Source organism: Bacteroides sp. 41_26 (assembly GCF_949740115.1).
GTDB lineage: Bacteria > Bacteroidota > Bacteroidia > Bacteroidales > Bacteroidaceae > Bacteroides > Bacteroides nordii.
Genome location: NZ_CATJGZ010000136.1, coordinates 1 through 14,089 on the forward strand (window position 1 = coordinate 1; position 14,089 = coordinate 14,089).

At 38.1% G+C, this 14,089-nt stretch carries 12 protein-coding genes and 1 tRNA gene; 5 read left to right on the forward strand and 8 right to left on the reverse strand.

The features are described from left to right. Positions 1-40: 40 nt before the first annotated feature. From QX565_RS20055 to QX565_RS20065, 3 genes are all read right to left on the reverse strand, one after another. Positions 41-116: transfer RNA gene (locus QX565_RS20055), tRNA-Lys, on the reverse strand. 93 nt (positions 117-209) lie between these two features. Then, positions 210-1,349 (reverse strand): AI-2E family transporter, encoded by a 1,140-nt coding sequence (locus tag QX565_RS20060; RefSeq protein ID WP_002559190.1) that lies wholly within the window; start codon positions 1,347-1,349, stop codon positions 210-212. A 13-nt stretch (positions 1,350-1,362) separates the two neighbouring features. Next, positions 1,363-1,962, reverse strand: a complete 600-nt coding sequence (locus QX565_RS20065) for a thymidine kinase (RefSeq protein ID WP_002559191.1) — start codon at positions 1,960-1,962, stop codon at positions 1,363-1,365. 113 nt (positions 1,963-2,075) lie between these two features. Here QX565_RS20065 and QX565_RS20070 point away from each other — a divergent pair, with 113 nt between their 5' ends. Genes QX565_RS20070 through QX565_RS20090 form a run of 5 tightly spaced genes read left to right on the forward strand, consistent with a single transcriptional unit; the run spans position 2,076 to position 5,627 of the window. Then, complete coding sequence (locus tag QX565_RS20070) at positions 2,076-2,651, forward strand: DUF8457 domain-containing protein (protein WP_007483949.1); 576 nt, start codon at positions 2,076-2,078, stop codon at positions 2,649-2,651. Positions 2,652-2,664: 13 nt separating this feature from the next. Next, positions 2,665-3,339 (forward strand): 16S rRNA (cytidine(1402)-2'-O)-methyltransferase, encoded by a 675-nt coding sequence (gene rsmI / locus QX565_RS20075; protein WP_044095025.1) that lies wholly within the window; start codon positions 2,665-2,667, stop codon positions 3,337-3,339. A gap of 35 nt (positions 3,340-3,374) precedes the next feature. Beyond that, on the forward strand, positions 3,375-4,232 hold the full coding sequence (locus QX565_RS20080) for a Cbp1 family collagen-binding glycoprotein adhesin (RefSeq protein ID WP_007483952.1): 858 nt from the start codon (positions 3,375-3,377) through the stop codon (positions 4,230-4,232). Beyond that, entirely contained in the window at positions 4,232-4,924 is a 693-nt protein-coding gene (locus QX565_RS20085; RefSeq protein ID WP_007483954.1) for a YjjG family noncanonical pyrimidine nucleotidase, read from the forward strand. Before QX565_RS20080 ends, QX565_RS20085 begins: the two co-directional genes overlap by 1 nt. Positions 4,925-4,982: 58 nt before the next feature. Beyond that, positions 4,983-5,627, forward strand: a complete 645-nt coding sequence (locus QX565_RS20090) for a MarC family protein (protein WP_002559196.1) — start codon at positions 4,983-4,985, stop codon at positions 5,625-5,627. A gap of 521 nt (positions 5,628-6,148) precedes the next feature. Here the strand turns inward: QX565_RS20090 and QX565_RS20095 are convergent. The 5 genes from QX565_RS20095 to QX565_RS20115 all read right to left on the reverse strand — a co-directional run bounded on the left by QX565_RS20095 (position 6,149) and on the right by QX565_RS20115 (position 14,017). Next, positions 6,149-6,790 carry a hypothetical protein gene (locus tag QX565_RS20095; protein WP_007483957.1) on the reverse strand — a complete coding sequence of 214 codons (642 nt, stop codon included), beginning with the start codon at positions 6,788-6,790 and terminating at the stop codon, positions 6,149-6,151. Beyond that, positions 6,787-8,568, reverse strand: a complete 1,782-nt coding sequence (locus QX565_RS20100) for a M6 family metalloprotease domain-containing protein (RefSeq protein ID WP_007483959.1) — start codon at positions 8,566-8,568, stop codon at positions 6,787-6,789. Before QX565_RS20100 ends, QX565_RS20095 begins: the two co-directional genes overlap by 4 nt. 80 nt (positions 8,569-8,648) lie before the next feature. After that, positions 8,649-9,530, reverse strand: coding sequence for a Calx-beta domain-containing protein (locus QX565_RS20105; RefSeq protein ID WP_007483961.1), 882 nt, complete (start codon positions 9,528-9,530; stop codon positions 8,649-8,651). 18 nt (positions 9,531-9,548) lie between these two features. Beyond that, positions 9,549-10,988 carry a RagB/SusD family nutrient uptake outer membrane protein gene (locus QX565_RS20110; protein ID WP_007483963.1) on the reverse strand — a complete coding sequence of 480 codons (1,440 nt, stop codon included), beginning with the start codon at positions 10,986-10,988 and terminating at the stop codon, positions 9,549-9,551. A 32-nt stretch (positions 10,989-11,020) separates the two neighbouring features. Next, positions 11,021-14,017, reverse strand: coding sequence for a SusC/RagA family TonB-linked outer membrane protein (locus QX565_RS20115; RefSeq protein WP_289294133.1), 2,997 nt, complete (start codon positions 14,015-14,017; stop codon positions 11,021-11,023). Positions 14,018-14,089 lie beyond the last annotated feature (72 nt).

Sequence of the window (14,089 nt, forward strand, 5' to 3'; positions counted from 1 at the left end):
TGTTGGTTATCAGGGATTTTCTTCGATTTCCATCTTTCCTTGGTGATCCGCCTGGGGCTCGAACCCAGGACCCCAACATTAAAAGTGTTGTGCTCTACCTGCTGAGCTAGCGAATCAATCCTTGTTGCAAATCAGTTATTTCCTGATTGCGGGTGCAAAGGTAGTGACTTTTTTTATATTTGCAAGCAAAAGCTATAAAAAAGTTTGTACTATTTTTCAATTTCTTCTTCACGTTGCTGATCCTCAGTATATTCCAGATTTGATTCACTTATTCTTTCTCTGTTAATAATGAAACGTTGATAATAAGAGAGCATCAATGTTGTTAGTGGGAGTGCTATAATCATACCTAACATTCCCATCAATGATCCCCAAATAGAAAGTGAGAGTAGAATAATGGCAGGATTTAATCCGGTTATCTTTCCCATAATTTTGGGAACAATAAATGTATCCTGGATAATTTGAACAACTATAAATACAGCTGAGGCCGAAGCAATGATTATCCAGAAATTCTGTCCGGTATCGGCCGCTTTAAGAATGGCTAACATGATCGTAGGCAGGAAACCAATAATCTGAAGATAGGGGACCATGTTTAAAGCACCGATAAATAACCCTAATCCGATAGCCATTGGAAAATCTATAATGAGAAAACCGATACTGAATAATATACCTACACAGAGAGCCACGAGGGCTTGCCCACGGAAATAAGTATTCATACCATTCTGGACATCTTTAATGAGGTTGGTAGTGAAAGTACGATATTTAGCAGGTAGTAAGTGTATCCAGCCTTCGGCAATAGACTCGTAATCCAATAAGATGAACACTACATATAATAGGATGATAAAAGACGCCAGAATACTAAATAAGAAGTTTATAGATTCAGATAACAGCATCCAAAGCTTAGGCACTGTACTCTTTACAGCGTTGACTATATTTTCTTCGCTGAGAATACGGCTCAAGGCATTCATGTCTATATTTTCCTGAATAAAATCGGCAAGGCTTTTCGGCACATTTGAATTGTCGGCTATACCATGGGTGAAGTACATGACCAAAAGATCTTTCACTTTTCCAAATTCTTCTAACAGTGGAGGTACCAGAAAGTAAAAAGCGGTAACTCCAACTATTGTAATGGAGAATAATGCACAAAAGATAGAAAGTACCCGGCTTTTTAAACGTAACCTGTATTGGAAAAGTTTGACTAACGGATAAATTAAATAAGCAATGAGCCATGCCAGAAAGAAAGGTAACAATACTCCGCTCAGCCTTTCAACCAGCATTAATACTCCAACAATAAGAATACAACAGATTGAACCACGTATAAAGCTGTCGAATGTTATTTTCTTCCTTTCCATATTTATTGATTTTTTATCCTTTTTCTTTATCTTCTTCTAAAGCACGCAAATAGCATTCGCGGCACAAGGGTTCATACTCGGCTGTTTCTCCCAACATTACTTGCTTGTCGTTTTTTACAGTTCGATGTGAAAAGGAAGCCAATTGGCCGCACTTAACACAAATGGCGTGTACTTTTGAAACTTCATCGGCTATGGCACACAGTCCGGGCATTGGGCCAAAAGGATTACCCTTAAAATCCATATCCAGTCCGGCAATGATTACTCTTATCCCATTATTTGCCAGTTGATTACATACATCGATCAGACTGCTGTCGAAAAACTGTGCTTCATCTATACCTACTACATCAATCTCAGATGTGAATAATAATATACTGGCTGACGAATCAATAGGAGTAGAGGAGATTGCGTTACTGTCATGTGAAACGACATCGGCTTCAGAATAGCGCACATCAATAGAAGGTTTGAAAATTTCTACACGTTGGCGAGCAAACTTAGCACGTTTGAGACGACGTATCAATTCCTCTGTTTTTCCCGAAAACATGGAGCCGCAGATAACTTCTATTCTTCCTCTTCTTCTAGTTTCCTGTATGTGATCTTCTGAAAATAATACCATGATTTAGTGTGTTATATTTGGTTGCAAAAATAACACTTTTGTTCGCTTTCTGATGTTTTTTCATTATTTATTTCTACATTTGCGGCATCTACAAAAAGGTAAACAAGAAGGCTATGCAAGCACTATTGACCAACATAGAACTGGATATTCAGGAGTTAAAGTACCTGATGAAGGCTTTCGAACGTGAGCCTAATGGGACCTTACGCGAAGTGTTGAAGCGGAATATTCTGCAAATGCGTGACCGGTTGGACCAGATGTTGACAGAGCTGGATACTGTACAGAAACCTGTTGAAGGAGAGAATATTCAACCCATTCTAACAGAAAAAGAGATAGAGGAAACTATTCTCGAAGAGGTGGAAGAAGAAAAAGAGACTTTACAAGTAGTAGAATCTCAATCACAAATAGAGGTGCAGGAGACAATAAAAAATGTTTCTGCAGGATCTATATTGGGAGAGCGTATCAGACCAGTGACGGACTTACGGCGATCTATTAGTTTGAATGATTCTTTCCGTTTTTCACGTGAATTATTTAATGGTGATAGTGAGCAGATGAATCGGGTTATAGAGCAGATCTCTGAGATGAGTTCTTTGGATACTGCCATTGCTTTTCTGTATTCAAAGGTAAATGTTGATGAAGAGAATGAGGCTATGATTGATTTCCAGGAACTTCTCAAAAAGTATTTTAATTAATCGGATAATGAATATGGGAAAATTATACGTAGTACCCACGCCGGTAGGAAATCTGGAGGATATGACTTTTCGGGCTATCCGGATACTGAAGGAGGTTGATCTCATTCTGGCTGAGGATACACGTACTTCCGGAATATTGCTGAAACATTTTGAAATAAAGAATGCAATGCAATCTCACCACAAGTTTAATGAACATAAAACGGTGGAGAGCGTTGTTAATAGAATAAAGGCTGGTGAAACGGTGGCTTTGATTTCGGATGCTGGTACGCCTGGTATCTCTGATCCGGGATTTCTTGTAGTACGCGAATGTGTGCGTAATGGCATTGAAGTACAATGTTTACCTGGTGCAACAGCTTTTGTTCCGGCATTGGTGGCTTCAGGATTGCCCAACGAGAAGTTTTGTTTTGAAGGCTTTCTTCCCCAGAAAAAGGGGCGTATGACGAAGCTGAAGTCTCTGGTAGAGGAACGCCGTACGATGGTATTTTATGAATCTCCCCATCGTTTGTTGAAAACATTGACGCAGTTTGCGGAATATTTTGGTCCGGAACGTCAGGCCAGTGTGTCCCGGGAGATTTCTAAAGTCCATGAAGAGACTGTTCGGGGTAATTTGACTGAACTAATCGAGCATTTTACCGAGACTGATCCTCGTGGCGAGATAGTAATTGTAATTGCAGGAATAGACGATTAAATAACTTCATTTAAAAAACGTAAAAACGTAAACGTATGAAAAAGTTAGCAGTTTTAATTGTATGCGCAGCCATGTTGGCTTCGTGTGATGGTTTTAAAGGTGGTAGTAAAGACCTTAAAGCTGAAAATGATTCTTTATTGATAGAACTGACACAGCGTAATGCCGAGTTGGACGAAATGATGGGAACATTCAATGAAATTCAGGAAGGTTTCCGCCAGATAAACGATGCTGAGAGCCGTGTAGACTTGCAACGTGGCACAATAACAGAAAATTCATCATCTGCAAAACAGCAGATTGCTTCTGATATTGAATTCATCACTAAACAAATGGAAGAGAACAAAGCTCAGATTGCTAAATTGCAGGCTATGTTGAAGAGTAGTAAGAACAATTCTGCTCAGCTGAAGAAAGCGGTTGAGTCTTTAACTCAGGAGTTGGTTGCTAAACAACAACGTATCGAAGAATTGCAGGCTGAACTTGCTTCTAAAAATATCCGTATTCAGGAATTGGATGCTGCTGTTAGTGGCCTTGCTGCTGATAAAGAGTCTCTTGCTGCTGAAAATGAAGCGAAAGCTAAGACTGTGGCAGAACAGGATAAAGCAATCAACGCTGCATGGTTTGTATTTGGAACGAAATCAGAATTGAAGTCTCAAAAGATTCTTCAAAGTGGTGATGTATTGAAAAATGCAGATTTCAATAAAGATTATTTTACTCAGATTGATATCCGTACTACTAAAGAAATTAAATTGTATTCAAAACGTGCAGAGTTATTAACTACTCATCCTGCCGGTTCTTATGAATTGGTAAAAGACGATAAGGGACAACTGACTTTGAAGATTACAAATCCAAAAGAATTTTGGAGTGTATCCAGATATTTAGTTATCCAGGTTAAATAATGAAGTATAAAAATCTCTTTTTTGATTTAGACGATACACTTTGGGCATTTTCGGCAAATGCACGTGATACATTCGAAGAGATGTATTATAAGTATAAGCTGGATGCTTTCTTTGATTCCTTTGAGCATTTCTATTCGCTTTATCAACGGCGTAATATAGAATTGTGGATGGAATATGGTAACGGTCAGATCACCAAAGAGGAACTCAATCGTCAGCGCTTTCTGTATCCTCTTGCGGCAGTGGGCGCTGGCGATTTTGCTTTAGCGAAAGCATATTCGGATGACTTTTTTGCTGTTATCCCAACTAAAAGACGGTTGATGCCTCATGCGAAGGAGGTACTTGATAATTTGGCTTCGCGTTATAATCTTTATATTTTGTCCAATGGCTTTCGGGAGCTTCAATACCGTAAAATGTGTTCCGGGGGAATTGAATCTTATTTTAAAAAAGTAATTCTTTCAGATGACATTGGGCTTTTGAAACCAGCTTCGCAGATCTTTCATTTTGCACTTTCGGCTACTCAATCAGAGTTGCGTGAATCATTGATGATCGGGGATAGTTGGGAGGCCGATATCGTAGGAGCCAATGGGGTAGGGATGCACCAGGCCTTTTACAATGTTTCCGGTCGCACCGAATTTCCTTTCCAGCCCACTTATCAACTGAAAGACCTGAAAGATTTGTTGGAAATATTGTAGTATTTATAGATAAGTCGTACTTTTGCGTTGAAAAATAACGTATAAAGATACAACTGTTATGGAAACTCTTTTGCCTTTTGCTTTACTGTGTTTTACCTCCTTTTTTACGTTGACAAATCCTTTGGGTACGATGCCTGTATTTCTGACGATGACACATGGAATGACGGATAAAGAGCGGCGTGCAATTGTGCGGCGTGCCACGATTGTATCTTTTCTTACCCTTATGGTCTTTGTGTTTGCAGGGCAACTCCTTTTTAAATTTTTCGGTATCTCTACCAATGGATTCCGTATTGCTGGTGGGGTCATTATTTTTAAGATTGGTTTTGATATGTTGCAGGCGCGTTATACGCCTATGAAATTGAAAGACGAAGAGATTAAAACTTATGCCGATGATATTTCGATTACCCCTTTAGCTATTCCGATGTTGTGTGGACCGGGTGCCATTGCCAATGCCATTGTGCTGATGGAGGATTCTCACACTATCGAAATGAAAAGTGTCCTGATAGGGATGATTGCATTGATTTACTTTATTACTTTTCTCATTCTTCGTGCTTCAACCCGGTTGGTTAAAGTTTTAGGTGAAACGGGCAATAATGTAATGATGCGTTTAATGGGACTTATCCTGATGGTGATTGCTGTGGAGTGTTTTGTCAGTGGATTAAGACCTATTTTAGTCGGGATATTGAAAGAAGGAATGATGTAGGGAATTGCATTGTTGTTAAGATCATCCGATGGATGCATGATTGTCAAAAAAGTAATTACAAGATTTTTTTAAGAAGAGATGTGAGGCAGGATTAGAATGTTTTTCCTTATGTAATCTCTTGATTTATAGCGCATACAGACCTCTTGCTTAAAGGCAGGTAAGAGTGTACATTTATGCGAGTGTTAATTGTACACTTTTGCCACACTATATTGTACACTCTTGGTATGTTAAAGTGTACATTCTTGTAAAGTAAATCCTTACTGTTAAAAAAGTACATTAACGATATTAACAAACGTATTTGACGAACGAGACTATTTCTATTGTTCCGGATAATGTTTTTGGGATGAGTGGCAATGTTTAATATAGCTCGAAAGTCTGTACCTGTGGTAAGTACAGACTTTCGAGCATTTTACTAGTTAGTTGGAAATCAATATTAATGTTGTACGAAAGTGGGACGTATCATCTTTAGGAATATTTACTGAATATTCCATTATCAAATGCGTCCCACTCATTTTTTCAAATTATAAGTCGGATATATATTGAACTACTTCAACTATATCCTGAGTACTGTTTTTTATTCGGTTCTCTTTTATGAATGATGTTATTTCCTTTTTTAAATCAGGGAATAACTTTATTAATTCTTTGGCTTTAGAGAACTTATTCAATTCATTAGCTATTTCAATATAATACCAAACATAAGGCTCTGCTTTATAGTTTTCGGGTAATTTCAATTGATATATTTCACCGGATGTATTTAGTGACGAGATATTATCAATAGCTGTGGTTGAAGAAGTACCATAACCGATATTTTGTGCCCGGACACTCATACGGCAACGATAGGAAGCATATAAAGTATATCTATCTTGTGTGAGAACCTCATAAAACCGATTATCCACCGGGATAAACTTTCGTTTATCAAAATATATGGTATCAATCTGATCTATCGGATACAGCGCCATATTTTTCCCTTCTTGCGAGGTGTAAATCATCTCTTCTGTAGCCTTGTTGTAGTTAAGAGTGGCATGTGTCCTTTTTTGATTCTTGTATAAGACGGTAGCCTCTCTGAACTGATCAAATATAAAATGATGATTTGTATTTTGCCCTTTAGTATTGATAGAAATACCTGACAATAAGATAATCAAGCCAATATAGGTTATTTTCATTCTATAAATATTTTTCGTTTGTATATGTCATTTCCGGATAAAACAGACACAATATAAGTACCTTTCGAGAGATGTTTTAATGAGAGCTGGGTAACGTTTTTAACATCTTCCAGAATTTTTCCAGAGATGTCTACTACTATGATATGGTCAACATTCGTATCCGCTGTTACATACAGTATTCCCTCATTAAACAATAACTGTATTTTTCTATTGTCTGAAAGATTTTCAAGACCTGTTGGAATGGAATTTATATCAAATGTTAATTTGTCATCTTCCATAATTACATTAGTTATTCTTAAACCACCATCAGAATCATCTGACAAGAAAGGTTTTGGAAAAGTTTTATCTGTCATAACGGCTCCTGAGTTAGTTTGATAGGCAGCTTCATCCAGGAAACCATTTTCTGTTAATGAACCAAATGGACGATAGATATATACTTCATCCGGTGGTCCGTTACGATTTCCATCTTTAACTGTTGTATTGATTCTATAGATAAGTAATCCGGAACGGATCAGATTTTTTTCATAACGTCCCTCTTTCTTCCTGTACTCCAATACATAATATTCATTGGGATTGGTGGAGTTCACTCTATAGCAACTGTTTTCTGCACTTTGTGACAACGGAAGTAAAGTGTAGGTACCAGGTTGTGTGATGGTTGGCATCTCTTTTATCCAACTTTGTCCTGCATATCTCCATTTCATATAGGCACCCATATGGCACCAACCACTGTTCATCAGGTCCCAACTGCCTACAGGATCCAGATTTTTGCTCTCTTCGCTATAATGATACAAATCCGGTGCTCCCAATGCATGAAACATTTCATGGCAAAGTGTATTTATAGTTACTTGATTTTCGGGTTGGAATACATAATCCATCACGCGTTTGCCATGAATATAACATTCTTTGGTGTATAATGACCAGCGATGTGCCCATAATAAGTCACTCCAGCCATCACTGTTTCCTTGAACAACAAAACATACATTATCTATATAACCGTCATTGTCATTATCCAATTCTTCCGGAGTGAAATCTTCTTCAATAGAAGCTTTTACAGCATCAATGGCATTTACAATTAAATTATGTTCTCTATTTGTCGATTCATCACTTGTTCTATACCCATCCGGATTGGTTGTTGCGTTATAAGGACGATAGAACCCTCTTTTATGAAAGTCAATATATCCGTCAGTTTTAGTTTCTAGATCAGCGGCTTTAGGATAGAAATGAGAAGTTATATCAAGGCTACTATATGAAACTTCTTGATAATAATCTTTTAAGGAACCACTGGAAGAGGTTGTACTGTTGAACCTGCTATCGTATACTGTTCTTTTTTTTGAAAATGTAGTGACATCCTGAAAAGAGACGAAAATAACAATATTATTTAATGGATTTTTATGAGATGCATATTGAGGCCTTGAAGCTCTTGTTATAGCTTGATTTCGCATTTGCTCCCGCCGTTCTTCATATCGTTTTTTCGGAATCTTCAGCCAGGGATTGATACTTACCTCTTTGGGTAATGCCTTGTCTGCCCGGCAAGAGGAGGGGACCATTTCACCTTTATCGTTTTTCACTGCATAGTAGCAGTAACCATCATCCGCTTGCACAATAGTATATCCGTCTTTATCATGCACCCAATGATAAAATTCATCTCCTGATGCATATAGAGTTAATTGACTTCCATCCGCCTGAGTCACAATCGTCTCCAAAAAACGGAAAGGGGCTGCATACGTTAACAGGCAACAATAGCATAATAGCAGGATTATAGATATATATTTTTTCATAATATAGTTGTTTTTAGGCAAATAAGGCCACCCTAAAGGTGACCTTATTGCAAATAAATTTATTTATAAGACAAAATCCGCTATTTTGCTTTAGTAAATACAATTCCGTCTTCAAATAATGTGAAATATCCGCCGGATGCTCCTGTTGTAGGATGGATAGCCTGGAAGCCCAATCCGTACTCACAAGTTATGACTCCGTCTTCAAAGATGCCCGTTAAGGCATTTAACGTATATAAATCTTCACCGTCAACATGAGTTGCTCTGAAATAACGGTTCCAATTATCTGTTGGTTTAGGTGTTGGGCCGATGTACTGATTGTCTTTGATAGAAATCATAATCTCACCTTCTACCTCTTCAACACTCATAGTAGCCAAAGTACCATAACCGAAATTAAGATTCAAGACATTTACGTCATCATCAGAAGCAGTAACCACTGCCGGTATACTTACATCAGTTCCATCAAATCCGGAAGTACCTGTTATGCTGTATGTACCAATGATAGCAGCCCACGGATGCTCATCATCAATAATACTTACTCTGACAGAATTTTGCACAGTTTCTTTTAAAACTGGTACGGTACTCGCAATTACCAAATTAAATGTTTTTTTCCCTGTAAACAGATCATTGTCTATTGCCTCAATTTCTATATACTGAGTTCCAAAACCTTCTTCAAAAACGATTGTTTTGTTTTTGATATTGAAATCAGTACCTTCAATAGCCGGAACAGCTTCGCCTTCTGTTACTGCTGCTACATTTACAGTTACTTTCTCTCCATTAGGTAATCCTGCCAGAGCAATTGGAATTTTAATTGTTTCTGTTGCATTTTCATCAATGGAAGCTGTTGCCTCAGGAAAACTTACAAAAGTATCTTCTGCAAGAAATGATTGAGGCTCATTGTCGTCGCATGATGTTATTGCAAGTAACAAGCCGCCAATCAAACTTAAATATTTTAGTTTTTTCATTTATGTATTCTTTGAAAGTTAATACTTGTTTTGAACCATATTCTTATTCGCGTCGATTTCAGACTGCGGAATCGGCATTACGTAATACGGGCTATCTGCCGATACATGCTGAGTAGAAGAGGGTACTCCTGAACCATCAGCCATAAAACCCTTTCCATCTCTCTGTACGTCTTCGTGTCTACGTTTCAAATCAAAGAAGCGATGTCCTTCGAAAGCCAACTCTAAACGACGTTGTAGTTGAATTTCTTTTTCCAGAGCGGCTCCGGATTCGGTTCCTTCTTCATAATCAGAATAACGTCTTTCTTTCACCAGATTCAAGTCTGACAGGGCATCATCATAATTTTTCAAATTATAGTTAGCTTCCGCACGTGTCAGATATACCTCTGAAGCACGGATGATAGGAATATCAATCAAACCTGTAGATTTACCTCCGTTATTATATTTCCATACTACATTGTATGCTCCTCCATTTACAAGTTTAATTTGTGACCGGCGGATGTCTGTAGATTTATACAGTTCATTCAAACTATAAGTTACCGAGTAATTAGCGATATAAGAAGACTCGCTACCCTGTCCCCAATCATTACCGGGTAGGTATCCATTATCGGCAGTAATTGCAATACGGAATAATACCTCAGGAACTTCCATGCTTGTAGTGAATATTTTGGAGAAATCACTAATGCTTGCAATATCAGAGCCGTCTCCGGCAATAGCATCTGTAGCAGCCGACACAGCTTTTGCATCTTCGCCCATTGTCAGATACACACGAGAAAGAATAGCGCTGATAGATTTCTTGTTCAATCGGCTGTTTACACTTTTATTATAGTTGTCACTCATTAACTTTTTAGCGTTTTCCAGATCTTCTACCAATCTTGAATAAACGTATTTTACTGTATGTCTGGAAGGAAGGTCTACTTCTGTATAATCTTTGTAAGTTACACCAAGATCACCATCGCTTGCAGTTTTATAATCTTTTCCATAAGCACGTACAAGGTCAAAATGTATCAACCCTCTCAGTGCCAAACATTCTGCTAATAGATTGTCGCTTATTGTTTTCTCATTGCCCTGGAAAGTGTTTTCTTTCTCTAAGCGGGTAATTACCTCATTAGCACCTAAGATGGCATTATATGCTGAACTCCATAGTCCACTGATTCCATATGTGTCTGCATAATATCTGAAATCTGAGAATTCATTATATATCTGGCGGCCATTACGGTTCAGTACCAGGTTGTCGGACATTACATCCGGAACCATTAGCATAAAATTAGCAGTATAATATTGACTACGCATTGATTCATACACACTTTTAGTGGTATTATCAAAGTCTTCGATACTTTCCAATGCATTATCACTATTTAATGAATCATGTGGAGTAGTATCTAAGAAATCAGCACATCCTGTCATTGCAAAAACGAATACAGTTGCAACGGGTATTATTGTTTTTTTTAATAATTTCATATTTTATCTTTTTTACAAATTAAAAGGTGTTATTAGAAACCTATCTCAATACCAAACATAATGGTGCGTGCTGCCGGGAAACTGAAATCAAGTACAGATGCAGCGGGACCGGCTGTAGCAGCTAATCCTGTTGTAGGTGAATCACCTACTTCCGGGTCTAATCCAGAGAAATTAGTGATTGTGAATAGATTCAATCCTTGTGCATAAATCCTGAGATTTTCCATACGCAATGGTTTTAACCATCTTTTAGGTAAGGTATAAGCTAAGGTTATGTTCCTCAAACGCAAGTAAGAAGCATCTTCCAGATATCTGGTTGATTGATAACTTTGGTTATTCAGACTTTGTTTAGGGATATTGGTAATATCACCGGGTTTAGTCCACTGATTGTAGAGGAGTTTCTTATCAAGGTTCTGGTCTATCATTGAACCATCGCTTTGAGTAAAGAAATTAATATGATTATAGATATAATTACCACCCGAGAAGTAGAAATCACCACTAAGTTCAATTCCTTTATAAGCCAATTTGGCTCCAAAAGAACCAAAGTATTTAGGATCCGGAGTTTTATCGTCAAGGATTACTGCGTCGTCAGAGTTATATACATTGGTTATTTTACCGTCTTTGGTATAATAGAGAGCATCACCATTAGCCGGATTTACTCCTGCCCAACGTACCATTTTGTATACATTGATAGGATGTCCTTCACTTACAAGGCTGTTCCAGCCGATTGTAATATCGTTTCCTTCATATAATTTCAGAACCTTGTTCTTGTTCTGTGAAATCATACCGTTGAGGCTGAAGGTCCAGTCATTTGTTCTGATAACGTCTCCACTGATAGCTAACTCATATCCCTTATTTTCCATTTCTCCTACATTATCGATACGGCTGGAGAAACCTGAAGTCATAGAAAGACGGGTTGCCAAAAGCAAATCTGTTGTTTTACGTTTGTAAAGGTCAAAAGTCACACTCAGGCGTGAGTCAAAGAAAGAAGCATCCAAGCCGACTGAGGTCTGCATACTCTTCTCCCATGACAAATTGGGATTCGGCAATCGGCTTGGATAAGCTGTCGATTCGCTGTTATAACTACCATAACCGTATACACCTTGAGCTGCGTAATCACCGATATTGTTATTACCCGATGTACCTACACTACCACGGATTTTTAAGCGTGTTAACCACTCAATATTTTCCAGGAATCTTTCTCTTTCCATATTCCATCCCAGACCGACTGCCCAGAAAGTACCGAACTGGTTGTCTGCACCAAAACGAGAAGAACCGTCACGGCGTAAAGCTACATCTAAAATATACTTATCGTCATAGGTATATCCGGCAGAACCCAGATAAGACAACATTTTCCATTCAGTAGTTGTACCTAACACGTCTTTATTAGTTGAACCAATGCTGATAGCATCCAGCTTTCCGGTAGCAAATCCTTCTACCATGGCATTAATTCTTCTGTATTTACTTGCCTGTGCTTCCATACCGACTACAGCTTTCACTGCATGTACAGAGTTGAATGTTTTTTCGTAAGTCAACATGTTAGTCCATAACCAAGTTGCTCTTTGAGTAAAGTTGTCATTTCTATAACCTTTAGGACCATCAGGGCTCAATATGTTACTTAATTGAGATTCCGGTTTATTATATTGGTACTGGATTGCTTGATTGAAGTCAACACCGGCTACAGTTACATACTTAATTTCATCCCAGATTTTCCACTCCAGATTGAACGCTCCTACAATTTTCAAACGATTGATGTATGAAGGATTGTTATCGATATTTTCGAAGATATTTAATGGTACTCCTCCTACTGTAATATCTGTATTATAAGAACCATCTTCATTGAAAGGTGCATCATAAGGGTTAGCACTATATACATAGTTGAAAGGATTTAAAGCATTACGGTCAGTTCTTAACAATCCTTCTTTAGAAATGCCGGCAGAAGTTGCTACTCCCACTTTTAGGCGATCACTTACAGTATGTTCTACATTGATACGGGCTGTTTCTCTTGTAAGGTATGATCCCGGAACAATGGCATCTTGATCATAATACTGTCCGGAAATATAAAATTTAGTCTTTTCACTACCTCCTGACATGTTCAATTCATACAATTGAGTTGCGCCGGTACGGAATATTTCATCTGCCCAGTTTGTACTTGGGTGAGCAGCAATTTCCTCGTCTGTCATTGCACCACCATTGGCACCGCCTGTAGCGCCATATCCGCTTCCTAACTGTCTTTCATAAGTTAGTTTCTCCTGTGCATTCATCATTTCAAACTTGTCAGTGGTCTTAGTTGAAATTCCGTATTGTGCCCGAATACTAAAGGTCGTTTTTCCGCTTTTTCCTTTCTTGGTGGTAACAAGAATAACACCATTAGAGCCTCTTGATCCATATATAGCTGTTGCAGAGGCGTCTTTTAGGATAGACATGTACTCGATATCATTTGCATTTATAGATGCAAAATCCGTAGAAGACATAGGTACACCATCTATTACATATAATGGATCTGATCCGGCAGAAATGGAACTTGTTCCACGTATTTTGATATTTGCTCCTGCTCCCGGACGTCCTGTAGCGGCGGTAACTTGAACACCTGCAGATTTACCTTGCAATGCTTGGTCAAAACTGGTTACTGGCACTTTGGTTAGCTGTTCTGCTTTTACGATATCAACAGATCCTGTCAGCGAACTTTTTTTAGCCGAACCATAAGCAACTACTACCACTTCGTCAACCATCTGCGAATCAGACTTAAGTACAACTCTCAGATTCGGTTTAATAGCCACCTCTTGCGTCTGCATTCCGATATAAGAAATTTGCAAAGTCTTTGCAGAACTTGGTACGCTCGACAAAGTAAAATTACCATCTACATCAGTGATGGTACCTAAATTGGTACCTTTTACTAATACAGAGGCTCCAACAACTGGTTGCCCATCTTCTTCAGAAATTACAACACCTGTAACCTTCTGAGTTTGGGCAGTTACTAGACCTATACCTACAAAAAGACAGGTCAATAACAGCATTAATTTTCTTTTCATAAATTCTCTCTTAAAGTTTAACTTTACATTAATTGTTTCTTTACTCTAACAAAATGCAAATATATTAATAAA